Origin of the sequence: Rhodohalobacter sp. 8-1 (assembly GCF_038150125.1) — a bacterium.
Classification (GTDB): Bacteria; Bacteroidota; Rhodothermia; order Balneolales; family Balneolaceae; genus SW132.
The window spans coordinates 131,522-156,360 of record NZ_JBBVMF010000014.1 but is presented as its reverse complement, the minus strand read 5'-3'; the positions used below and the strand labels follow the sequence as shown (position 1 = coordinate 156,360).

The following is a 24,839-nucleotide window of genomic DNA, read 5'->3' as shown; positions in this document are numbered from 1 at the left end:
ATTATGAATAAAGTGAGCGAACTTGAGTCCGTATCAAAAACTGTACTGCCTAATGGTATGCAGATTGTATCAGAAAAAATTGAAAGTGTGAAAAGTGCAACCGTTGGCATTTGGGCAAAGACGGGCAGCAGGAATGAGTCCGATAGCCAGGCCGGAATTACCCATTTTCTTGAACATATGCTTTTCAAGGGAACTGAAAACCGATCATCCTACGATATTGCTCTTAGTATGGAATCTGTTGGTGGGTATCTTAACGCATTAACATCCACCGAATACACCTGTTACTATGCGCGCTGCCTTGATACAAAACTTCCTGTTGCGCTTGATGTACTTACCGATATGGTGAAAAATTCTACGTTCCCGGCAGAGGAACTTGAAAAAGAGAAAAAGGTGGTCATCGAGGAGATGAAAATGTACAGAGACAGTCCGGAAGACACGCTGTTTGAGGAGTTTAGCAAACAAGCGTTTGACAAACATCCGATTGGCCGTCCCGTTATTGGTTATGAAGAAGCGGTTTCCTCATTTACCAGGCAGGACCTGTTCGACTATATGGAAGAGCGCTACAAACCATCAAATCTGCTGGTTGCCGTAGCGGGAAATATAGATCATGAGGAAGTTGTGAAACTGGTCTCAAAAGTGATGGAGATTGATTCTACCGGTGCAGTAAAACCTATTGATCAGCCCCTGACAGATTATTCTCCATTTAAGAATGTAATTACCAAGCCTATTGAGCAGACTCATATGATAATGGGCCGGCGAGGCTTGTTTTATGATCATCCGGATAAATACTTACTATTGCTTGCAAATACGATTTTGGGTGGTGGGATGAGCTCAAGACTGCATCAAAATATCCGGGAAAAATATGGTTACTGCTACTCCATCGGAACCTTTAATCAGTCGTACACCGATTCAGGGCTGTTTGGTGTTTATATTGGAACAGACAAGGAGTATGTGGACCACGTAAGAGAGCTGATAACCCGTGAATTTGAACTGATAAGAGAGCAAAAAATACCGGATCAGGAGCTCGAAGAGGCCAAGGCACAGCTCAAAGGAAAACTGCTGCTTTCTCAGGAAAGTACAAGCAACAGAATGACCCGCCTCGCAAAGAGTGAGATTTACTTCGGCCGATTTGTGACACTTGATGAATTGGTTGCAAATATTAACTCTGTAACCACAGAGGATCTGCTCCAATTCAGTGAATCATTTTTTGATCCTACATTGTTTTCCGAAACAGTGTTGCTGCCTGAAAATAAGGCATAAGGCCGGGATCTATCCTCAGCCGGAGGTGATGGAATAACGCTTTATCCTCGAATAAAGAACGAATAATTAACGACCGACATTTAACAATTTTTTCATGACGACTATAAATAAGCTTTCTAACCACGAAGATGAGATTGTAACGTTAAAAGGCTGGATTTACAACAGCCGAAGCAGCAAAGGATTGCATTTTCTTGAACTCCGTGACGGCACCGGACTTTGCCAGTGTATTGTTTCGGAAGAAGAGGTCTCTGAAGACGTGTTTGAAGCTGCAGGAACACTCAAACAGGAAAGCTCACTCTCCATAACAGGGAAGGTAATAAAGGATGAGAGGAGTGTAGGCGGGTATGAACTTCACGCCACGGACCTGAAAGTTTACCAGGTGGCTGAGAATTACCCGATCACACCTAAAGATCACGGTGTAGAATTCCTGATGGAAAATAGGCATTTGTGGCTCCGGAGTCAGCGCCAGTGGGCAGCGATGCAGGTTCGAAATACGATTATCTTCTCTATTCATCAGTTTTTCCAGGAGGAAGGATTTATCCAGATGGATGCCCCAATTTTTACCGGGAATGCAGCGGAAGGAACGACTACACTTTTTGAAACTGACTATTTTGATGAGAAAGCGTATCTGACCCAATCCGGTCAGCTTTATGCCGAAGCAATGGCGATGGCCCACGGAAAAGTGTATACATTTGGTCCAACGTTTCGCGCAGAAAAAAGTAAAACCCGCCGCCATCTTACCGAATTCTGGATGATTGAACCTGAAATGGCGTTCTACGATCTTGATATGAACATGGAGCTTGCTGAAAAAATGCTGAAGTTCATTATTAAGTCTGTTCTCGAAAAGCATGAATCAGAGCTCGATATCCTTGAACGAGACAGGTCATTCCTGAAGAAAGCAGCATCGGAGCCATTCAAAAAGATTTCTTATACAGAGGCTGTCGAACAGTTAAAAAGTGATAGTACTGCAGACATGCTCGATCAGATGGAGAAGGATCGCGAGTCTGAGAAGAAAGAGATCAAACAGGAACTAGAAGAGATTAAGAAAGAACATGGTTCAGCGAAGAAATGGCGAAAAGCTCAAATCGACGAGCGAATAAAAGAGATTCACTCCCGGATTGATCAAATTGACGAGGATCTCAGGAATATTCCGGTCTGGAAAGAATCTGCTGCCAACTTTGAATGGGGCAACGATTTTGGCGGAAGCGATGAAACCATACTAACCATGCAATACGATACGCCCGTGATGGTTCACAGGTATCCGGCTGCAGTTAAAGCATTTTATATGAAGCGCGATCCCGAAGATGATAAGCTGGCACTTGCCCTTGATGTACTGGCTCCGGAAGGGTATGGCGAAATTATTGGCGGTAGCGAGCGTGAAGATAGCCTTGATGTGCTTCTTGAACGTATTGAAGCGCACGACTTACCGAAAGAAGCATTCGATTGGTATCTCGATCTTAGAAAATACGGATCTGTTCCTCACAGCGGGTACGGCCTGGGACTTGAGCGAACTGTATCATGGATTTGCGGGTTAACGCACGTGCGGGAGACAATTCCGTTTCCTCGAATGCTGGGACGTTTGCGCCCATGATACACGCTCGTATTCTTTTGTTTAGTGATTAAAGAATTGTTTTAAGTCTTCGAGTGACTTTGCTGAAGAATCTGTTGATAGCTTTACTACTAAATAGTCGTATAATTTTTCAATCGATTACTATCTGCCGATATATCACGATTTGCAAAACTCTAAGCGGATAACTAACTGTGAATGATACGTGATTCGCACGCTTAAAATAGTTATTTTACAAGGCTAATTTAAAAGTGTCTCAGACAATCCTAATGATCTTGTATCGTTTGAGAAGAGTTCCATTTTTTGAGTTTACAATTTTATTATGCCTACTTGGATACTAAATACAGAATTTAAGTTTGATGCAGCCCACTTTATCGAAGGATATAATGGTAAATGCGGGCGTATGCATGGCCACACCTATAAAGTACACATCAAAGCGAAATCTCATAAGCTGAACCCCTCTCAATATCTCGACTCACCTGACATGGTGTGCGATTTTAAAGAGCTTAAATGGGCCGCATCAGATTCAAAAAAAGGGGGGCTTGATCACTCTGTTTTAAATGATGAGCTTCCTGTGGCCACGACGGCAGAACGAATTGCAGAGTACATTCATAAAGAAACTAAACGACGAATACCTGACGGTATATCCCTGGTTGTTACGGTTTGGGAAACAGAAACAAGCTGGGTAGAATACACGGACGACGATGTATAAAATTGAACAAAAAGCAGCGCAGACAGAAACAGATATTCAGCGTTTAAATGATGTTAAATATCCGCTGGTGGAAGATTTTTACACTATTCAGGGCGAGGGTGCTCATACCGGACGACCTGCTTATTTTATCAGAACGGCAGGTTGCGATGTCAACTGCTGGTGGTGCGATGTAAAAGAGAGCTGGGATGAGGAAAAGCATCCTGATACCCGAACCGGAGACATTGTTCAGCGTGCCGTTAACAGCGGTGCGGAGTTCGCAGTGATAACAGGGGGTGAACCCTTGCTTCACAATCTTGAGGCCCTCTCAGTTCGTCTGAAACAGGAAGGTCTGGATGTCCACATCGAAACGAGTGGTTCATCACCGTTGTCGGGTCAGCTCGACTGGGTAACGCTTTCGCCTAAACGGTTCAAAAAGCCTTTAGATGAAAATTTTCCCTACGTGGATGAACTGAAAGTGGTAGTCCTGAAAAATAAAGACATTCAGTGGGCAGAAGAGAATGCAAAAAAATGTCCGTCAACCACGCGATTGCTTTTACAGCCGGAATGGGAAACGCCATCATCTATAAAATTGATTGTAGACTATGTTAAACAAAACCCCGAGTGGGGAATAAGCCTGCAGACTCACAAATTTATAGATGTACCCTGATGATTTACAAAGATTCATCTGTTCTGATAACCGGCGCCAGCCAGGGAATCGGGCGGAGCATTGCTATCACCTTTGCCGCAACAACTAATCGTCCACTTTTGCTTCTTGCCAGAAGCGAGGATAAACTCCGGGAAACGAAATACCTTTGTGAAAAAGCGGGAGCAACCCATGTTGCTTTTCTTTCCTGCGATGCAACAGATGAAGTTCAGCTTGATGCTCTTCAGATCCCGGATGAAATACCCATCCCGGGAATTATTGTAAATAACGCCGGCAGCTATCTTTACAAGAAAGTGACAGAAACATCTGCCACGGAATATCAGGAGCAGATTGATTTAAACCTGTTTACGGCGGTGAACGTCATTAATCGGTTTTTACCAGACCTGAGAAAATTTGACAGAAGTCTGATTCTGAATATTTGTTCTGTTGGAGCTCTCCAGGGGCTTGGCGAAAGCGGAGCGTACTCATCTGCAAAACATGCACTCCTTGGTTATACCCGGTCTCTGCGTGATGAACTCAAAAGTACAGATATTGGCGTGACCGCCATTAATCTTGGCCAGACGCATTCACCTTCATGGGATGAATCTGAAATGAGTCCTCAAAAGCTGATTAATCCATCGGATGTTTCTGCACTTATTGTTCAGATGACTCAGCTTTCTCCCCGAACTCTTGTGGAAGAAATTACAATTCAGCCTCAGCATGGTCGTGTTGCACCTATGTAGCTTTTTAAAGAAAGCATCCAGGCGTCGATGGAATGTTAAAAATCGGATATAAGGTCCGCCAAATTGAAGCCTCGATATTCCTCTAACCTTGCAACCTGAGTTCGTTTATTAAATCAAAAAGGAAAGATTCCCTTTTTTAATAGGGTGAACCAGGGAATGTTTATCAGATCCAGGTAAAATCCGATGGACACCCTCTTCCCAGAGAGATTCTCTTGAGCAATCTCTGCCAGCGGAAAACTTCTATTCTGATCTGATCTTGCTAAAAAATATTTAATATAATTGAAGTCAGAGGAAAATATTGATCTACTGCAGATCATTTTTCCGTCTACGTTTTAGGATACGTTTTCGTCACTGCTACTCAAAAAGGGAAGAAAGAGAAAAGTATAGAAAGTTTTTTAATGGCTTAGATAATGGTCTTTGAAAATAAAAAGGCTTCAAATAGCTTTTAAAGGAACAAATCAATTAATAGCTAAAGGAATCTGTATATGCTGACGATAAGTATTAGGTAAATACTTTAGATAATATTTTTCTGGTAACAGAATTTGGCATGGAGCTTGTAAGTATAAATACGTAGGGATGAAAGACCATATACAGTTGAAAGGCTTCAACAATAAGGTTTGTCCGAATTCCTGCCGACAAGATTTTTTAACAGGAATAGTATTGGAAGAATATCCGATTGATGGATCGGATAACTGCACTTGAGAAAGTGCATTTGAGAACACAGTAAGATCTCTCCCTTGATCGGGAGGGGTTTTTTCAAATTAGGTTAAACAAACCCATTTATTTCGTGGATCATGAAAAATATCATGAATAGTAAGATGTTCCGATTGATGGATCGGAAACTCTAAAAAATGTATTTGAGAACACAGTAAGATCCTTCCTTTGACCGGGAGGGATTTTTTATTTATATCTACTAAAAATGTGCGATAATTCATCATTAAAGTCAACAGTACTTACAGGATGAAATTGCTGACCCGTTAAAACCTCATACAGCTCTTTGTATCGCTTATAAACGCTCCAGCGAAAGGAATCGGGCAGAGTTGGTGGAGTTTGTCCTTCGTCACCCTTAAATCCTTTCTCCATAAGCCATTCCCTGAGAAATTCTTTTGAGAGTTGTTTCTGAGATTCTCCGGCTTCAAGACGCCCCTCATATCCTTCTTTATAAAAGTAACGTGACGAATCCGTGGTATGCACCTCATCGATAAGTGTTAGCTCATCGTTATACAAGCCAAACTCATATTTCGTATCCACAAGAAGCAATCCCTGCTTATTGGCTATTTCAGTTCCCCGTTCAAAAAGTGTAAATGCCTTCGATTCTATGTCCTTCCAAAGAGATTCATCTACTATCCCTTTTTTAATAATCTCCTGCGGAGATATGTCTTCATCATGACCCTCTTTTGCTTTAGTGGCAGGAGTGATGATCGGCTCCGGAAATTCCTGGTGCTCTTTCATCCCGGCGGGTAAGCTTGCCCCGCAAAGCGAGCGTTTTCCTGCTTTATATTCCCGCCAGGCGTGGCCTGTCAAATATCCCCTGATGACAACCTCCACAGGTATGGGGTCACACTTTTTTGCAATCATTACGTTTTGATGGGGTACATCAATCACGTGGTTGGGCAGAATATCCGATACAGCATTGAACTGAAATTTGGATAGAAGATTGAGTATCTGCCCCTTAAATGGAATTGCTTCTTTCATCACATGATCGAAGGCACTGATCCTGTCGGTGACCACAATCCCCAACATTTTTTCATTCAGTGCATAAACATCGCGGACTTTTCCTTGATAGGGTTCATCAAATCCTTTGCAACTTGTTTTATAAATGCAGTTGTCAAGATGGTGTTGCTTTTCGTTCTCTGAAATCATGAATTACGCTTGGTTGAACCTCGTGGGATTAAAACGGGATCAATCGTTTTCTGAACTTTATGGCTGTCATCACTCCGGATAATCTGTGCCAGCCGCTTTGTTGCCTCAACACCAACACTATACATCTTTTGGTCAACTGTTGTGAGATCGAGGTATTTAGTGAATTTGATATTGTCGTAACCCATAAGGGCGATATCATCGGGAATGCTCAATCCAAGTTTACTGATTGCGTGGTAAGCACCAATGGCAAGAGTGTCGTTTGCACAAAAAATTACTTCAGGAAACTCGCCCATTTTATCAAATTCGTAAATAGCCTCAAACCCCGCTTCTTCTGTAAATCCGGCGTGTTTTGTACTCTCACCACGTATAAAAAATTTATCCTCAACCGGCATTTTGAACTCCCGAAGAGCATCAACAAAGCCCTGATGGCGCAGAAAAGATGCCTTTGTCTTTAGGGCGGGAAGAATCATACCCATAGACTTAAATCCTTGCTTTACAACGTGTTCACCCGCCATGAAGCCACCCTTTCTGTTGTTAAGCTCAAAGTAGTTGTACATGGGATGCGAGCTGCCAATCAATACGATAGGAATTTCTGAGGACTGAAGCTGTTCGTGTACTGTATCGGTGATATCTATACTAATTGTAATAATGGTGTCTGCAGTACCCCGGTTAAAAAAGTTTTCGACACCTTCTTCTGGATTTTTTGATCCGGTATTGTAGATAACAATGTCCAGGTCCAAATCATCAATTTCATCTTTTACTCCCTTCAGAACTTCTGTGTAATAAGGAGTAGTGAACGAGGGGACGGCAATAGCCAGCATCTGTGGCTTGCGGCTGGCAAGGTTACGCGCACTAACCTGAGGACGAAAGTTTAGATTTTTGATAGCTTCATTAACTTTATCCTTAGTGGCTTGCGAAACGTTGGGAGAGTTATTAAGTACACGAGAAACTGTGGAAATGGCTACACCTGCCTGCTGTGCAACCTGATATATAGTTATTTTTTTTTGACGTGACATGTAGCTGAAGGATCTTAAGGAGAATTGATTACGATGATAACGTAAATCAGATAGTTAGTTCATTAGTTTGACAAAAATAATGAAATTATTACAAGATAAATACTTTAATTGCTAATTCTGGAACGAAAGAGTTATTTCAAAACATTCTAAATGTAGAAATTTGAATGCAAAGCCCCCAATCAGTTAGCCACTCACGTAAAATGAATAATCTATTACGTCTACCAATGTCATTGTTCAGGCCCATTTATGAAAAAACCAATTTTCATAAAGGTGTTATTACTGAATTGGATAATGATATACTCCAATCGGCATATTCGCATTGCAGGTCGATTACACGAACTCATGCCAAGACGTTTTACATGGCAACGCGATTTTTACCAAATCATAAACAACGCAGTATTTTTGCTATTTATGGGCTCTGCCGTTATTTGGACGATTTGGTGGATGAAGCTGAGGACCTCATTGACAATAATGAAATCAGTCATCTTGAGATTTACGAGCGTCTTGATTCATTTAAAACCAATCTTATTGATAGTTACAGGGGGGTTATGCAAAATGACCCTATTCTTGTTGCATTTTCCGATACACTTAAACGATACGATATTTCCCTTGAGCTTCCGCTTCTCCTTCTTGAAGGCGTGAAGATGGATCTTCAAAAAACCCGCTACAATACATTTAATGAATTGTACGACTATTCCTATAAAGTGGCATCTGTTGTTGGGTTGATGACGAGCGAGGTGTTCGGTTATACAGATAAAAAAGCCCTTGATTATGCCGTAGATCTTGGCATTGCCATGCAGCTGACTAACATTCTGCGTGATGTGGGCGAAGATCTTCGCAGAGATCGTATTTATCTGCCAGCTGATGAACTTCAAAATTACGGCATACGGCATCAGTCATTACTAAATATGGAAAACACGACTGAGTTTCGTGAGTTCATGAGTTTCCAGATTGAAAGAGCCCGCCGGTACTATTCTGAAGCGGATAAAGGTATTTCAATGCTGGACCAGGATAGCAGGCTTCCGGTCCTGCTGGCAAGAGAAAATTACAGCCGAATACTCGATAAAATTGAAGAGAACCAATACAATGTGTTTGATCAGCGTGCCTATCTGAATTCTGCCGAAAAGCTTTCAATCCTTCCAAAAGTTGTCTATAACCTGAAAATGCAGAATTGATTTAAATTCAGGAAATAATCACGCTTTTTCATCGTACATTTTTTCGACGATAAGCATGTGTGGCAGCGTTAAGACACTTATAAGAATAAACATCAGAGAGAGAAACTGATTTTCTAAATTAAACTGCACATTGATAAGCAGCAGCATGGCTAGCCCGACTATAGAAATAATTGTGAAAGGAATTGCCTTTTTGTAGAAACGGCTAACGGACAAAGACTTCCCCCGCATTTCAAAAAATTCCCGCATCTCTTTAATGTGACCGGCCGAATGCCAAAGAGCAAAATATATGGCAAATCCAATGAGAGGTCCTGTGATCAGCAAAAAAAGTATTAGCAGAAAACTGTCTACCACAAATTTAACGGCATTTTTGATGCGGCCCAAAACGAGTGCCCATACCGATATAAAAAAGTAGATACCCATAATTACAAGAAGGGAAGAGTTGGCTGAAGGCATCAGTTCAGAAAAAATAACTGTATCAATTTGCATGGCATCAGCCATTATGGGATAGGTTGTAAGGGGATCAGAAAAAATAATCAGACCAATAATCAATAGCCCCCGATTGATATAAAAAACTCGGCTGAGTGGTTCCCTCCGGTCCAGAAAATCTTCCATATCTGCCTGACCAAAGTGGTAAACTGAAATAATCAGGAAAAGAGCCATTCCGGCCTCTGGAAACAGAATCCAGAGTGCTCCTACAACAATCATTATAAGCAGATAGCTTGCATAAAAAAGCAGGTGATCTTTTAGAGTTTGATTCAGATCATAAAGTTCAGCCGCCATAATATGGTCAATGGCACCATGGGGAATACCAATAATGCCAACGGATAATATAACTATCCACAAAGCAGCTGAATCAATTGCCACCGGAAACCAGAGCGACCCCATGATGAACAGAAAGGCAGTGATGCAGGTTATCAGATTCAAAAGACGATCAGAATGCCGCATATTCTTATGCTCCTGTAATAATTCTGTGCTTCATTTTGTAGATAGCCTTGAAAAATGGAATGTAGGGCAAGGATGCAAAAATGGACAGCTCCTGCCCCAGGTGTGTATCTTCTTCAAGAAACTTCAGGATGGTATCAAAACTGTTGCGCTTAAACAGGTCGTGAAAAATTTTCTTGCAAACTTCCGGTTCTGTTTCCAGCAGGTATAACAACATTATGTCGTAAATACGAAACCGCAGCGGTGATTTATTAGATACAGGTGGAATTTCATTCTTCTCAAGTGCAGAAACAATTTTATGACAGTGGCTTTGAATTCGCGTAAATGTATACCCGGTAGATGGTTTGGTGAGTCCCCCCACGGTTCCTGTATTCATTACTCTTGAATTGTACCAGGCGGGATACCGTCTGTCTTCCATGGGAATAGCGCCTGTTTCTGTCCTTGCCACTTTATAATCATCTGGCTGGAGTGAATACCGCTCAGAAAGATGAGCCTCAATGCCAGCCTGGTATTCATCCTCTGATAGAATCTGGTCAGTAAAAAAAGTGTATTCAACAAGGGCTTTATTTTCAGAATAGGGCAGGATGTAGAAAAACGTCACACCATGTTTTTGAGACGTATCAAAATCCATCAGCATCACTTTTTCAGGGTCAAACGCCGGTTTTGTAGTTTCAATTTCTGCGCCTAAAAAATGTTGTTTCAGACTTACATCCACTTTCTGGTGGTAAAAACTTTTGGGACGAATGGCACTTTGAAAAATCCAGTCTGCTGAAAAATCTCCATTACTTGTGTGAACAATGCCATGGTCACCAATTTCTGAAAAATCCTCAATTGATGTTTCAAGTAGAGTGACGGCTGAATTTTTTTCGGCTTTCTCAAGTATGGTCTTGGTATAATCGTAGCTTCTTAAACAATGGTAGCTATAGTGACTGAGTTTTTCGCTGTATAAATTGCCAAACGCCCTTACTTCAAGTGTTTTCCAGGAGTGATGAATAAGGTCACTGTCGGGAATATTAGAATCATCCCAAAAACACCACGTCTTGTCATTTGAGGGATTGAGAGACTGATCGATCAGTAATATTTTTTTTTCATTAAGAAGGTCGGATTTCATCATGTTCCAGACCAGGCTTAATCCCGCGGCACCGGCACCGGCAATAATGTAATCGTAAGATGTACTTTCTGACATAAAGAAACCCGAAGCTTGTTAATGAATTGCGCTGAGCTCGTAACAGGTTCTGCAGAGAATAAAATTCCATTTACAAAAAATAGAGTAGTCGATTCTAATCTATGTTGTCAAGGTCGGAATAGTATCTTTTTCTCCTCAGAAATCGTTCAACGATAATCAGTTTGTCGTATACCGGTGGAGACATATCCGGTGTCCGCCTAAATACTTTTTTGAGTTGAGCACGCCGTCGAATTGCAGATGGCAGCCTCTTATAAAACCCAAAGTGTGCTTTTATAATAGCCCAGGTTTCCGCCGGTCTGAACTGAAGCAATGAACGAACACCCGCCACTCCATCAAGACATAGTCTTAAAAAGACTTTTAACCACCGATGGCTCTCAAGATTTATAGTAAGCATCAACAGGCTGTTCCGATAGTTGTAGTACACTTTTCGGGGAGATTCCATTGGCAGCGATCCACCCCCATAATGATACACGACGCTTTTCGGCTGATAACAAACCTGCAGACCGCTGTGCCACACCCGCCAGCACAAATCTATCTCTTCCATATGAAACTCGAAATCCTCATTAAAACCGCCAAGATTGTTAAAAATCTCTTTTCGGATAGCCAGTGCAGCCCCGCTTGCCCAAAATATTTTGGACTCATCGTTATATTGGCCGGTATCTTTTTCAACAGTCTCAAACAGCCGTCCCCGACAAAAGGGATAACCAAGCCAGTCTATCATCCCACCGGCAGCCCCGGCATACTCAAAATAATCGGGCTGATGGTGGCTTCGAAGTTTTGGCTGAACAACACCGGTTTCAGATTGCTGAAATGACCTATTTAAATGATCCAGCCAGTCAGGCGCAACATGCACGTCGTTATTAAGGAATAGAAGAATATCACCTTTAGCAAATTCTACGGCCCGGTTGTTGCCACCGCAGTAACCGTAATTGCGGTCAAATATAACGATCCGGCATTCAGGCGCATATTCGTTTATCCACTCTTTTGTGCCGTCGGTGGAGGCGTTATCAGCGATAATGACTTCAAATTTATCGTACGTGGTGTCTAATACTGAGGGAAGAAATGTTTTTAGGTGGTCTAGTCCGTTCCACGTAACGATAATAATGCTGAAAAAATGCTGCATTAAACAGGAGTATTAGGTCGTTATAATTTTAGGCAATTACGATTGCACCCGTCTGAAGGGTTTCATATAATCATAAAAAAAAGAAGTTTCTACCATATGAAGATAGGGCTATTATCGGATACTCATAACTACCTTGATCCGGATTTTTCAGATTACTTCAGTGAATGTGATGAAATTTGGCACGCAGGAGATTTTGGTTCAATAAAAATTGCCGAATCTCTGCGAAAGATAGCCCCAGTTATCGGCGTTTATGGTAATATAGACGGTGAAGACATTCGAAAGGAGTACCCACTCCATCAGCGGTTCACCAGGGACGGAGTTGATGTTTGGATGACACATATTGGCGGCATTCCCGGCCGTTACTGTATTCCCATACGCGAAGAGATTGAAAATAATCCACCGGATATATTTATTTGCGGTCATTCGCATATACTCAAAATTGGCAGAGATCAATCAAACGGTAAAATGTTGTTTGTTAACCCGGGTGCCGCGGGAAAGCACGGGTTTCATATCTATAGAACAGCAGTAAGATTTGATATTCTTTCGGGTGAAATCAAAAATATGGAAGTGATCAATATGGGCAAAGTGAGGGAAACAGTGTAGCTGAATGTTTTAAGATATAGCTAAAATCTTCAGTATATTTGACCCAGATTTATCACTTCATAACCCTTGATTTGAACGCATCACGTACTGTTTTACTATCCTTTAGCTTTTTTTGTCTTTGGCTTGGAAGCTGTGCCACCCCTGTTGCACCAACGGGCGGACCGCCGGACAGAACACCGCCTGAAATTATTAACACCTATCCAGAAGTGGGGGCAACGAATTTTACAGGTGATGAGGTTCGATTTGAGTTTTCCGAATTTCCCGATCGTAATTCTGTTCGCGACAATGTTACCATCGAACCCAATATAGGTATTCAGTATGAGGTTGATTTCAGCCGCAAAACGGCCATCGTTGAATTTGCCAATGAACTGCCAGAAAATACAACTATACTCGTAAAACTTGGGTCTGACGTTTCAGATACCCGGAATAACACCATGGGGTCATCATTTGATCTGGCTTTCTCAACGGGGCCTGTCATTGATGACGGTCAAATTACGGGTCGCCTCAGGGATGCAGACCTGAGTTCTGTAGAAGCCGGAGAGAGAGTCTTTCTTTTTCGGACCCCTGTCGATTTTACAGCTCAGGCAAATTATGTGGCGCAATCTGATACAAGTGGTCAAATCAATTTTTCATATCTCCGTGAAGGCACGTATAGCGCCATTTGGGTGGATGATTTAAACAGGGACAGGCGATGGAATCCGGAAAGAGAACGCGCTCAGCCTTTTCATAGTGAAACTGTTGATGTACTACAGAGCAAGGTAACCAATATCGGAACTATTTATATTCAGCGCCCCGACACGGTCTCGCCAAGGCTTGATGGCGTAGGGCTTCTCTCTGATGTACGCCTTCGGCTAAGGCTGTCTGAAGAGGTTACCTGGAGTGAAGACGCGGAACTGGCCATACTGGATTCACTTGGAGATAATTACACCACCGCATACCCGCTGTATAAAGACCTGTCAGATCCAAATATTTTATATTCACAGGCAGTTGATCCCCTGGAAGAATCGCAATTATTTGATCTCAGGCAAACCGGGTTTACTGATGAGGCGGGTAATTCTTTGCGAACCGATATTGATCTGTTTCCCGGATCGGCTGTATCTGATACCACTCAGTTGAGAATTATTTCTGATAATGCTGATGGAGGGTTATATCCTGATGAACCGTTCGAGATTGTTTACTCCAAGTTTATCGAAAATCCGGCTGTCTTGGACTCCCTGATCGTTTTTGAGGGAGAGAATGCCATGGTCGAGTACGAATTTACTGAAGTAGATAGAAACAGGTTACGCATTTTGCCTGACGGAGAATGGAAGGCGGGGGTGAGGTATCAATTTGGAGTCTGGGATCCTGATTTATTGGAAAGAAGAACATTTCAGCCTGAAATCTGGCAGCGAAATCAATTGGGTAATATCGATTTTATTCCAGCGGATGACGATACGGTAACACAGACTCATTTAATGCTGTCTGATGAGAACAATAAAGTCAGCATCGATACAGTTTATGTGGGATTCATAGAAATTACTGACATCCCGCCCGTTGAGTATACCGCAAAAATATATCGAAATACGGATGATATAGTTCCATGGAGTCCCGGAACTGTAATTCCGTTTCAGGCACCTGAACCCTATTTTTTACGACGTGACATTCCCGTACGAGAAGGGTTTACATCAGAGGTGAACGTTGAGTTTTCAGGTACACAGGCTGGCCCTCCGGAGAGCGCTCCCGCTGATACTCTTACACGTGAAGATTAGGTTTATAAATAGATTAATACAGATATAAAATGACCGACATTCTGACAAAAATATATGACGAAGCAACTCTGACCATTACAGTTATTGTAATTCTGTTGGTGATGTTTTTAGCTCAGTATTTATTGAGGCGTGCTTTTAAAAGGTTCGAAAAATCCCGCGTTCACACAGAACTGGAAGACACTACCAATTACCGTTTCCTATATTACGCCTTACTGGCGCTGATTTATGTTACCGGAATCGGGTTTGCAATCTGGAATATTCCATCACTTAAACATGTGGCACAATCGATGTTGGCCAGTGCAGGTATTTTGGCAGTTGTTGTAGGTTTTGCTGCCCAGCAGGCTCTGGGAAATATTGTCAGCGGCATTTTTATTGTGATTTTCAAACCCTATAGGATAAATGATAGGCTGACGATACAAGATACGTTGAGGGGAATTGTGGAAGATATTAACCTCCGGCACACCATTATCAGGAATTTTGAGAATCAGCGGATTATTATTCCAAACTCTATTATCAGTAATGAAATCCTGGTCAACTCAAACTATACGGATGATAAGCTCTGCAAGTTTATTAATGTTGGAATTAGTTATGGTTCAGATATTGATAAAGCCAAACAAATAATGACTGAAGAAGTTCAAGATCATCCCCTGAATATCGATGTCAGGTCTGAAGAAGATATTGAGAGCGGTGTTCCAAGAGTGATGGTTCGGGTTACGGTGCTTGGCGAATCTTCTGTAAATATCCGCGCCTGGGCCTGGGCTTCTGATCCGCAAAATGCCTTCGTAATGGAATGTGAACTTCTTGAATCAATCAAAAAAAGGTTTGATAAGGAAGGCATTATCATTCCATTCCCTCAGCGAACAATTAGTTATTTGGGGAAAAGGAGACCTGAGTCCTGAGTCCTGAGTCCTGAGTCTCACGACTTAAACCCTTTACGTCTTCATCTGATATTCCGTATATTGTGTAATCGCTTCCAAACGAATTATTAAAGAATCATATTTGCCATGTCTGACGCAGCAACCAAAGACAAACAAACAACGAAAGCCGAAACAAACGGCCAGGTTCCGCAACAAAAATATCAGCCGACCCATAGTGTTCGCTTTGTCACGGCCGCCAGCTTGTTTGACGGACACGATGCCAGTATAAATATCATGAGGCGTATTCTGCAGGCGACCGGCGCTGAGGTAATCCACCTTGGCCATAACCGGTCGGTAAATGAAATTGTGCGATGTGCTATCCAGGAAGATGCCCAGGGGATTGCGATCAGCTCCTACCAGGGCGGACACGTAGAGTATTTTAAATATATGGTCGATCTGCTGAAGGAGCACGGAGGCGAACATATCAAGATTTTTGGTGGCGGCGGTGGCGTGATTGTGCCGAAAGAGATTGAGGAGCTGCATGATTATGGGGTAACCCGAATTTTTTCTGTGGAAGATGGAAGCAAGATGGGCCTCCAGGGAATGATCAACTTTATGATGGAGGAGTGCGATTTTGATACCAATGAGATTCAAAAAGCCGATCCATCAAAGATATCAGACAAACATCATGTAATGATTGCCCGGTCCATATCTGCTTTAGAGAATGCGAACAGGGACGTACTCACCTTTGATGGAGAGGTGTTGAAGTCAGGTAACAAAACTATTCAGGACACCACGAAAACGGGTTCTATTCCGCTTATCGGCATTACCGGAACAGGCGGGGCGGGGAAGAGCTCGCTGACCGATGAGCTTATCCGCCGGTTTCTAAGCGAATTTGAAGATCTAAGCATAGGTGTGATCTCCATCGATCCGTCAAAAGTTCGAACGGGAGGTGCGTTGCTGGGAGATCGAATCAGGATGAATAGTATCGATACGGAGCGGGTGTTTATGCGGAGCATGGCCACGCGTGCGTCAAACAAGTCGATCAGCGAAGCGATCAAGGGTGCGATTGCGGTTTACCAGGCTGCTGGATTTGACCTGATTCTTGTGGAGACAAGCGGTATCGGTCAAAGCGGTACGGAGATCACAGAAATTACAGATATTCCTGTGTATGTGATGACACACGAATACGGAGCAGCCACGCAGCTTGAAAAGATCAATATGCTGGATCTTGCTGAAATTGTAGTGCTGAACAAATTTGAGAAGAAAGGATCACTCGACGCCCTCCGTGATATCAGAAAACAGATGCAGCGGAACCGGGGTGACTGGCACGTTGATCCGAAAAAGATGCCGGTTTATCCAACCATTGCTGCTCAGTTTAATGACGAAGGCGTCCATCGATTATTCAAAGCGCTGGTTGATAAGATAAATGATCACTATTCGCTCGGCTGGGAGACAGAACTATATCAGAATGCCGAACCGGCAGAAGATTTGCATACACAGGCAATTATTCCCGGCAAAAGACAGCGGTATCTCTCAGAGATCACCGAGACGATTGAAAACTATCACGAATGGGCGGAACAGCAGGTTGAGGTCGCATCGAAACTCGACCAGGTAGAGGGAACACTTCAGCAGCTCGAAAACTGGAACCCCGAAGAGAAACCGGTGATCAGCGAGAAGCTGGGTGAAATGAAGGAGCACTGGATAGAGCGGCTCGATCCGCTTCCGAAGGGAATTCTTGATGGCTGGGATGAGCTGTATAATCAGTACAAGCAGGATCAGTTTGAAGTGAAAATTCGTGATAAAGTGATCAAAAACGATCTGTATCGAGAGTCGCTCAGCGGCACGAAAGTTCCGCGTATCTCGCTGCCTAAGACGAAAAACAGCGGGGATAAACTCCGGTTTGCACTCAAAGAAAATCTGCCCGGCTACTTTCCGTTTACCGCCGGCGTATTTCCGTTTAAGCGTGAAGGGGAAGATCCCACCCGGATGTTTGCCGGTGAAGGAACACCTGAGCGAACCAACAAGCGATTTCACTATGTGAGTGAAGGCATGCCGGCCGCACGCCTCTCAACGGCATTTGATTCGGTAACGCTCTATGGTGAAGATCCCGATAATCGTCCCGATATTTACGGGAAGATTGGAAACTCGGGCGTGAGTATATGTACACTCGACGACATGAAAAAACTTTATTCCGGTTTTGAACTGACCGCACCAACCACATCTGTGTCGATGACAATTAATGGGCCTGCCCCTATGACCCTGGCGATGTTTATGAACACCGCAATTGACCAGGAAGTAGAGCGCTATCTGAAAGAAAACGGATTGTGGGATGATGCAAAGAAGAAAATTAAAGATATTTTTGAAAAGAAGAACCTGCCTCAGCCGGAGTACGGACTCGATCTGCCGGCAACGAATAACGGTTTTGGCCTTGGAACGCTTGGCATCAGCGGTGATCAGCTTGTGGATCGGGAAACCTACGAGAAGATCAAATCTGATGCCATTAGAGTAGTTCGGGGAACGGTACAGGCCGATATTCTGAAAGAAGACCAGGCGCAGAATACATGTATCTTCTCTACCGAATTTGCCCTTAAGATGATGGGTGACGTTCAGAGCTACTTTACAGAAAACGCCGTGCGAAACTACTACTCGGTTTCAATTTCAGGCTATCACATTGCCGAAGCGGGCGCCAACCCAATTACCCAGGCGGCTTTCACGCTGTCAAATGGCTTCACCTACGTAGAGTACTACCTCTCCCGTGGGCTTGATATCGATGATTTTGCCCATAACCTTTCGTTTTTCTTTAGCAACGGTCTCGATCCGGAATACGCGGTGATCGGCCGGGTGGCCCGCCGCATCTGGGCAATTGCAATGAAGCATAAATACAGTGCAAATGAACGGTCTCAGAAGCTAAAGTACCACATTCAAACCAGCGGTCGATCACTGCATGCGCAAGAGATCCAGTTTAACGATATCCGCACCACGCTCCAGGCATTAATGGCGGTATATGATAATTGCAATTCACTTCATACCAATGCTTACGACGAGGCGATCACCACACCGACGGAGGAGTCAGTCCGCCGTGCATTGGCCATCCAGATGATTATCAACAAGGAGATGGGGATGACCAAGAATGAGAATCCGCTTCAGGGATCATTTATTATCGAAGATCTGACAGACCTCGTAGAAGAGGCAATCCTGACTGAGTTCGACAGATTGACTGACCGCGGTGGTGTGCTTGGAGCAATGGAAAGTATGTACCAGCGCGGCAAGATTCAGGAAGAGAGCCTCCATTATGAGTCGAAGAAGCACAGCGGGGAATTGCCAATCATTGGCGTGAACACATTTTTGAGCGATAAGGAATCTGAAGAAGATGAGAAAGAGATAGAACTGATCCGTTCTACCGAAGAAGAGAAAAAGCAGCAGATTGAAAACCTAGAACGGTTCCAGAAAATCAACTCTGATAAAACCGGTGAGGCCCTAAAGCGTCTAAAAACTGTAGCCCGGGAAGACGGCAACCTCTTCGAAGAGCTGATGGAGACGGTAAAAGTCGCCTCACTTGGCCAGATTTCACATGCGCTGTACGAAGTAGGCGGGCAGTATCGAAGGAATATGTAATTTTGTTGATTGGTGTATTTGATATTTGTTATTGGAATGAGCCGATATGGTATTTATAGGCCTATAAATCTCTCTACATATGTCATCTGTTTCAAGCAATACCTTAAACTCTACCTGGTAACCTTCAGAAATGTGACCTTGATACGAATAGATTCGAGGCTGTCCAAAAAGAGTGTTCAAAAAAGAACTATACAATCAAACAGTCATACCGGACCCCGATCCGGTATCTCCTGTCTATATCAACGCTTGGAAATCCCGTATCAAGTACGGGATGAAACTCTTTTTGGACAGTCTCGGATCCGCACAATAAAACCGTATTAAGGCATCAAAAAAGCATGCCGCGTAATTAATAAAGGCACTTCACCTTTCCGTTTTTAATGCGCAAACGATAAACTACAAATGCGTATTTAATTCAATCTTCTGTTATTAGCAAAAACACTTAATCTTACCATCGAAGAAAGCTTTAAAGATCGGGCCAAACGGATTGCGAAAAAGCGGGGAATCAGTGTATCGCGTTTGGTTGAGCAAGCAATTGTCCGGGAAGAAGATTCAGAAGAGATTACGCCAGAACCGGGAAGTGCAGTTTACAAACTCATGAATTTGATTCCTGAATCGGAGAAATTAGATGATTATGACTATAAGAAGTTTAAAATGGAGGCGCTTAGTGAGAAATATGACTCCTCTATGAATTTTAATTGTTACTAACTTCTGCATTGATGCAATTCAAAAAAAAGCTTTTTGATATTCAGGCATAGAAAATTTTAGATTATTCTGAAAAAGGTATCATGGATGGTTTAGTAGCGGCACATAGTTTTGACGCTATTTTTTACATTCTTAGTCAAACAGCATCTCAAGAAAATGTTTATTTGGCAATTAAAGGGCTTCGAAGAACCGTTGATATTGCGAATGTGTCAAGAGGAGTTATCGATCAAGCTCTCCAAATAAAATGGCCAGATTTTGAAGATGCAATCCAATAAATAACTTAACCCTCATTATATACTTATTAGTAAATGATCCGGGTTAATGGATATTCGATTCAGCAATATATAGACAAAAAGCTGATAGAAAAGTTAAGGTGGTTTTAACTGTAACTGGGCTCTCTGTCAACGAAATTGTATGAGCTTAAGTTTTGAATATCCGAAATCTTTCAGCAAGTTAGTCAAGCAAAAAAAAAGCAAACTACTTAGGTATTTAGAAAGTCATGAACCGAATGGAAATTAGCAATATGAAAAAATATTTCTGTATAAAAACAATACTATTACTGGCTATCTGTGGTATCGTAAGTTGTTCAACGGAACAGAAAGTCCCGGAAAACAACGAAGATGTTTCGGAAAGCTCGGCAATTAGTAATTTAGACAAGTTTGATGCATACACTCAGAAATTTACAGATGCCACGTTGATTACACAAAATCATGCTACCGGGCACGTGGGTGATTTTTTCTTCACGCATTGGAAAGATGGTGGCTCTGCTTCGTTACAACTAGACACAGATGGCAGCTTTGGTGTTAGCTGGGAAGGTGGCGGTTACAATTATGTAGGTGGCCCGGGTTGGCATTACGGTGATGAGGACAGAGTGATTGGTTATCGCTTCGACGAAGAAAGTGGTGCAAGCTATATAACCTTATATGGATGGGGCTACGACGAAACCATGCCTGAATCAGATCCTGCACATTTGGTTGAATATTACGTCTTGCAACGATGGACGTATGATCCCAGCCAGAATGGTGAGTATGGGACGACCTTCATGAGTAATGGAATCGAATATTCCACCTACCGTTCAGTTCGAGAAAATAAGCCTTCTATAAATGGACCATCCACCTTCTATCAATACTGGAGTAAGCCTGCTCAGCAACAGCCACTTGAGGAGGATCATGAAATTATATTTACTGATCATGTTCAGGCCTGGGCAGAGTCCGGCTGGATTATTCCGGACATGAACAACCTGAATGCAAGTGATGACCCCACATATCAGGTCATGGCGGTTGAGGTATTCAACCCGGGTCAAGATGGGACCGCATCGGGACAGGTTTGGGATGCAAAGGCGCAATAAGATCAGGTGGATAAGATATAAGAGAATGCAAAAAACGATGGATTAAATTTCACGTTGATGTCGTTAAACTGAAAGAGTAAATTCATATAAAGTGCATTCAGAACTTTTCAAACCCGGAAGCAGACTAAAACGAAAATCTTAAGAAATTGATATCATATTTATGGACAACGACTGATTTATTCTAACTTTTTACGGACGGATGCGATAGCAAAAGCGTTAAAAGTTCAGCTCGTTTTAGTGTTTCTTCCAGAAATATTTTTTCATGATAGGCGTGCGCTCCCTCACCCACAGCACCCAGGCCATCGATAGTGGGAGAATAAAGGTTGGTAAAATTACCGTCAGAGCCCCCGCCGGATTTACCTTCCTGAAGGTCCAGGTCTAAATCCTCCCCTAAAGATTTTGTTAGCTGCCATAGCTTTTCATTCGCTTCATTTTTTTCGAGAGGTGGTCGGCCTATATCACCTGAAACAGAGATTTCAATTCCCTCAAGACCGGAATCTATATTATAAATACTTTTCTTAATAGCCTCGCCATCTTCTTTGGTTGGTACCCTTACATCAACCACGGCTTTGCTTTTTGCGGCTACAACATTGGCCCGTTCCCCGCCTTCAATTGTTCCAACATTTATACTTATTCCTTTTTCAGGTTCATTAAGTGCTACAAGCTGCTGAACGATATTTGATAGTCCAATGATTGCACTAACGCCCTTTTCGGGATCGAGTCCCGCATGTGAAGGCTGTCCCTTAATAGCAATCTCAAACTGGCCAATTCCTTTACGTTCTGTCTTTATTTTTCCATCAATACCAAGTGAGGGTTCAAGAACAAATGTTCGTTCTGCCAGCTTTGCCTGTTTTAAAATAATATCTTTAGATTCTTTACTTCCTATTTCTTCATCGGTGGTAATTAAAAAAACAGGCTGAACGTCTAAATCTTTTCCCAGAGATCTGATGGCTTTCAATGCGAAAATCATCATGGCTATTCCGGCTTTCATATCAAACACACCCGGACCACTCACAGTGTTTCCATCAACAGTGAAAGGCATTTCCTGCAGTGATCCTCTGTTCCAAACAGTATCTATATGTCCAAGTATAAGTTGTACCGGAGCTTGAGAATCAAAGTTTTGGGGCCTGCAAATGAGTTGACCAGCAGTTTGCTTACCCTCTTTATGATGAACCTCAAAATCAAGACTTTCAAAATGCCTGCTGATGATGTCCATTATTTCTGTAAAGTCAGAAGGTCTGTCGGAGGGAGTTTCCTGCTCAACGAGCAATTGAAGCAAGTTCACAAATTCTTCTTTTGTGTCCATAAAAAAGCTGTGAATTTCTCGTCCCAATTCTGTCATACCCGGTTAATTATCGTTTGAAATTTTTTGGCAACGGAAACTGGTGACTTTTTTCGATTGTGGCAAACCGGTTGGGGTGCAGGTAGGCTAATAGAGGAGATTCGTTTATAAGCTTGTCATCATTTTTATCATCGCCCTCAAGCCTCAGGGCATCCTCATGAACGTAGGCAGCGATAATTTCACCAACTATCATCTCCCATTCTCCAAATTTCCCTATGATTTCATGGAGACTGCATTCCAGCTGCAGGTAAGAATTTTCCATAAACAGCCCATCTATTTTTTTGGCATCAACCGTTGGTATAGCATCAATAATGGGTTTTTTGTCATCATTATCACGCGGCGAAGCAGCTATGCTTGTTTCTACAAGCTGATCGGGCTGGGGAAAGCTGACTGTAAAAGCACCTTCCCGTTCAATATTACGGTACGTCATTTTTCGCGGGGTACCCATAAAGCCTAAATATGGACCAAACCCCATTGGCATAGCCATATGCTTGGGTGCCAGGTTGTAACTTCCGTCCTTCTCCCGGCTGCCAATAACGATTAATGCGTGAACCATAAAAAAACGCGTCCATAAGTTAGCGTCATCTGTGATTTCGATCATGGATGAAGAGTGTGGGTCAGTCATAAGAGTGATTGATTAATTAGCGATGATTTCATCTAAATTCCAGGAACCGTCAAGACCTAAAATTTCAAGTATTTCGAAGAATATGACGGGTGGTTTTACTATTCTCAAGTTGTTTCCCTTTAGCAGCCATCGATGCATAAAAATAACCCCTTCGCTGTCCATTCGTTCACAATATGCAAGATTAATCTTCAGTGTATGGATGGCCGGTGTGAGACGACTCAGAATCATTTTTTTTGTGCGAAGATTAAAGTCGCCGCGTACGGTAATATCAAGATTTTTGGCTTCTTTCCGGGTTGTTATTGTATTCATCAGCAACAAATGTTTTTATTTTCTTTCCAAAATCAGAATAAATCTCTATAAGATTAAAGTCGATATCAGAGTAGACTTTCTGCACCCTCAAGAAATCTGCATCATAATGATAATGCGGTAACAAACCTGAATAGATAAAATTCAGCTCTGATATATTATGGAGCTGTTCAGGAGTAGCACTGTTTTCAAGGGGTAGATCGAGTAGTATTGTTTCAGGTGAATTCTCTTCCAGCCCGTCTACCAGTTCAGAGAGTTCGCTGATAAAATCATTACCGTAATTCTCTACGATAATAAGTGAAGAGTAGCTGGAGTAGTTTATTTTCAGGTCAATATCAGATGTTTCAGCCAGATGATATTCGGTCACTTTCTGAGGATCGACATTTATTCCAAGCTCATCATATGTCGCAAGAATGATATCGCTGTATTTGTCCGGAAGGTAAACTGGTTTTTTATCATGGGATGGAAGGATGGGGAGAAAATCCATCGCCATTGAAATCGGCTGTGAATAGTCTTCGTCAAAACCTTTGTACTTTACATTAACCGACGATGCAAGCTGCAGGGCTGCTGTTTTATACCCAAATTTGTTATTCACTTTCTGACTGACAGGGTGTACGGTGACGGCCTCACCAAAAAGCATCGATAAATTTTTGGATTCTGCTATCTCAATAAGCTGTTCCATCATTGAACTCATCACTCCGTTCTTTCGATATTTTGGGGACACAACCGCTTCTCCAACCTCTGCAATCCGTGAATTATCTTTGGGAATGACGGCAAAGTAACCGATGGCTTCTCCGTCGATTTTTCTGGCAATTACTCCCAGTTTATCTTTAGCCAAAACTGATTCTTCAACTTTTTTTGGCAGATACAGGTCTTCAACATTATAGGAATATCCATACGTGCGGTAGATTAGTTTGGAGATATCTTCTGCATCTTCCGGCTTGATGCGACTAACCGTAAACTCCTCAAGTTTTATAGTAGATTCCTGATCACCCTCAGAGTCCGGTTTTGTCTCACGCTGCTCTGCAGACAGTTCCAATAGTTTGTCTATATCGTGAACCTCTATATTCTTAACCAGCCTGAATTCCTTTCCCTTTTTTCCTTTGTTTATAAATGAGAATTCATCGCTGAATGTTTTTATTAGAAGAAATCCCGCACCGTCAAAATTACCTTCGGTAAGAGCATTCTGTGCATCGTAGGTATGACGGTCGGGATCAAAGGGCTCACCCAATTCCGATATAACAATTTCCACATGGGAAAAAGTGTGAAAAAACTTAATTTCAAAATTTTGATTGCTGTCATCCGGAAAGGCAAAAAGAATAATGTCTGTTACAAGTTCACTTAATGCCACAGAAAATCGAAGAGCATCTCCCGTCGTTAATCCGCAATTTACTCCCCAGCTTTGTGTAAAATCGCAAACAGGGTTGATGACTTTTTCATCAGTTGATATTTGAAATTGTGCATCCATAGCCGGTTTAAAT

22 protein-coding genes are annotated in these 24,839 nt (G+C 42.4%); 13 read left to right on the top strand and 9 right to left on the bottom strand.

Translation table 11 applies throughout. From position 1 onward, the window contains the following. Positions 1-3: 3 nt before the first annotated feature. From AABW11_RS13950 to AABW11_RS13930, 5 genes are all read left to right on the top strand, one after another. Entirely contained in the window at positions 4-1,260 is a 1,257-nt protein-coding gene (locus AABW11_RS13950; RefSeq protein ID WP_340105731.1) for a M16 family metallopeptidase, read from the top strand. Positions 1,261-1,354: 94 nt separating this feature from the next. Next, positions 1,355-2,851 (top strand): asparagine--tRNA ligase, encoded by a 1,497-nt coding sequence (locus tag AABW11_RS13945; RefSeq protein ID WP_340105730.1) that lies wholly within the window; start codon positions 1,355-1,357, stop codon positions 2,849-2,851. 298 nt (positions 2,852-3,149) lie between these two features. Next, on the top strand, positions 3,150-3,539 hold the full coding sequence (locus tag AABW11_RS13940; protein ID WP_340105729.1) for a 6-pyruvoyl trahydropterin synthase family protein: 390 nt from the start codon (positions 3,150-3,152) through the stop codon (positions 3,537-3,539). Further along, positions 3,532-4,185 carry a 7-carboxy-7-deazaguanine synthase QueE gene (locus AABW11_RS13935; RefSeq protein WP_340105728.1) on the top strand — a complete coding sequence of 218 codons (654 nt, stop codon included), beginning with the start codon at positions 3,532-3,534 and terminating at the stop codon, positions 4,183-4,185. Before AABW11_RS13940 ends, AABW11_RS13935 begins: the two co-directional genes overlap by 8 nt. Next, positions 4,185-4,904, top strand: coding sequence for an SDR family NAD(P)-dependent oxidoreductase (locus AABW11_RS13930; RefSeq protein WP_340105727.1), 720 nt, complete (start codon positions 4,185-4,187; stop codon positions 4,902-4,904). The genes AABW11_RS13935 and AABW11_RS13930 overlap by 1 nt, the downstream gene beginning before the upstream one ends. Before the next feature lie 900 nt (positions 4,905-5,804). On the opposite strand, the gene AABW11_RS13925 is transcribed toward AABW11_RS13930, so the two are convergent. Both AABW11_RS13925 and AABW11_RS13920 read right to left on the bottom strand, forming a co-directional pair. Further along, complete coding sequence (locus tag AABW11_RS13925; RefSeq protein WP_340105726.1) at positions 5,805-6,767, bottom strand: phosphoribosylaminoimidazolesuccinocarboxamide synthase; 963 nt, start codon at positions 6,765-6,767, stop codon at positions 5,805-5,807. Further along, on the bottom strand, positions 6,764-7,783 hold the full coding sequence (locus AABW11_RS13920) for a LacI family DNA-binding transcriptional regulator (protein WP_340105725.1): 1,020 nt from the start codon (positions 7,781-7,783) through the stop codon (positions 6,764-6,766). Before AABW11_RS13920 ends, AABW11_RS13925 begins: the two co-directional genes overlap by 4 nt. Positions 7,784-7,947: 164 nt before the next feature. Here AABW11_RS13920 and AABW11_RS13915 point away from each other — a divergent pair, with 164 nt between their 5' ends. Then, positions 7,948-8,958: a phytoene/squalene synthase family protein gene (locus AABW11_RS13915; protein WP_340105724.1), complete on the top strand. Its 1,011-nt coding sequence runs from the start codon at positions 7,948-7,950 to the stop codon at positions 8,956-8,958. A gap of 18 nt (positions 8,959-8,976) precedes the next feature. On the opposite strand, the gene AABW11_RS13910 is transcribed toward AABW11_RS13915, so the two are convergent. From AABW11_RS13910 to AABW11_RS13900, 3 genes are all read right to left on the bottom strand, one after another. Next, complete coding sequence (locus AABW11_RS13910) at positions 8,977-9,903, bottom strand: Brp/Blh family beta-carotene 15,15'-dioxygenase (protein ID WP_340105723.1); 927 nt, start codon at positions 9,901-9,903, stop codon at positions 8,977-8,979. Between the two features lie 4 nt (positions 9,904-9,907). Next, entirely contained in the window at positions 9,908-11,086 is a 1,179-nt protein-coding gene (locus AABW11_RS13905; RefSeq protein WP_340105722.1) for a lycopene cyclase family protein, read from the bottom strand. Between the two features lie 94 nt (positions 11,087-11,180). Beyond that, positions 11,181-12,209: a glycosyltransferase family 2 protein gene (locus tag AABW11_RS13900; RefSeq protein ID WP_340105721.1), complete on the bottom strand. Its 1,029-nt coding sequence runs from the start codon at positions 12,207-12,209 to the stop codon at positions 11,181-11,183. 96 nt (positions 12,210-12,305) lie between these two features. Here AABW11_RS13900 and AABW11_RS13895 point away from each other — a divergent pair, with 96 nt between their 5' ends. The 7 genes from AABW11_RS13895 to AABW11_RS13865 all read left to right on the top strand — a co-directional run bounded on the left by AABW11_RS13895 (position 12,306) and on the right by AABW11_RS13865 (position 21,085). Continuing rightward, positions 12,306-12,812 carry a metallophosphoesterase family protein gene (locus AABW11_RS13895; protein WP_340105720.1) on the top strand — a complete coding sequence of 169 codons (507 nt, stop codon included), beginning with the start codon at positions 12,306-12,308 and terminating at the stop codon, positions 12,810-12,812. Positions 12,813-12,883: 71 nt separating this feature from the next. Further along, complete coding sequence (locus AABW11_RS13890; protein ID WP_340105719.1) at positions 12,884-14,560, top strand: Ig-like domain-containing protein; 1,677 nt, start codon at positions 12,884-12,886, stop codon at positions 14,558-14,560. 29 nt (positions 14,561-14,589) lie between these two features. Further along, positions 14,590-15,459: a mechanosensitive ion channel family protein gene (locus AABW11_RS13885; RefSeq protein ID WP_340105718.1), complete on the top strand. Its 870-nt coding sequence runs from the start codon at positions 14,590-14,592 to the stop codon at positions 15,457-15,459. Positions 15,460-15,564: 105 nt separating this feature from the next. After that, positions 15,565-19,035, top strand: a complete 3,471-nt coding sequence (locus tag AABW11_RS13880) for a methylmalonyl-CoA mutase family protein (protein WP_340105717.1) — start codon at positions 15,565-15,567, stop codon at positions 19,033-19,035. 420 nt (positions 19,036-19,455) lie between these two features. Beyond that, positions 19,456-19,740, top strand: a complete 285-nt coding sequence (locus AABW11_RS13875; protein ID WP_340105741.1) for a DUF6364 family protein — start codon at positions 19,456-19,458, stop codon at positions 19,738-19,740. Positions 19,741-19,793: 53 nt separating this feature from the next. Then, positions 19,794-20,012, top strand: coding sequence for a hypothetical protein (locus tag AABW11_RS13870; protein ID WP_445263778.1), 219 nt, complete (start codon positions 19,794-19,796; stop codon positions 20,010-20,012). Positions 20,013-20,260: 248 nt separating this feature from the next. Then, positions 20,261-21,085: a glycoside hydrolase family 11 protein gene (locus tag AABW11_RS13865; RefSeq protein WP_340105715.1), complete on the top strand. Its 825-nt coding sequence runs from the start codon at positions 20,261-20,263 to the stop codon at positions 21,083-21,085. A 181-nt stretch (positions 21,086-21,266) separates the two neighbouring features. Here the strand turns inward: AABW11_RS13865 and AABW11_RS13860 are convergent, their stop codons facing one another. The 4 genes from AABW11_RS13860 to AABW11_RS13845 are packed head-to-tail and all read right to left on the bottom strand — an operon-like array spanning position 21,267 to position 24,826. Further along, on the bottom strand, positions 21,267-22,391 hold the full coding sequence (locus tag AABW11_RS13860) for a M20 family metallopeptidase (protein ID WP_340105714.1): 1,125 nt from the start codon (positions 22,389-22,391) through the stop codon (positions 21,267-21,269). A 46-nt stretch (positions 22,392-22,437) separates the two neighbouring features. Further along, a complete protein-coding gene (locus AABW11_RS13855; protein ID WP_340105713.1) occupies positions 22,438-23,052 on the bottom strand; it encodes a flavin reductase in 615 nt (204 codons plus the stop codon). A gap of 12 nt (positions 23,053-23,064) precedes the next feature. Continuing rightward, a complete protein-coding gene (locus AABW11_RS13850) occupies positions 23,065-23,361 on the bottom strand; it encodes a hypothetical protein (RefSeq protein WP_340105712.1) in 297 nt (98 codons plus the stop codon). Continuing rightward, positions 23,321-24,826, bottom strand: a complete 1,506-nt coding sequence (locus tag AABW11_RS13845) for a GNAT family N-acetyltransferase (protein ID WP_340105711.1) — start codon at positions 24,824-24,826, stop codon at positions 23,321-23,323. The genes AABW11_RS13850 and AABW11_RS13845 overlap by 41 nt, the downstream gene beginning before the upstream one ends. Positions 24,827-24,839 lie beyond the last annotated feature (13 nt).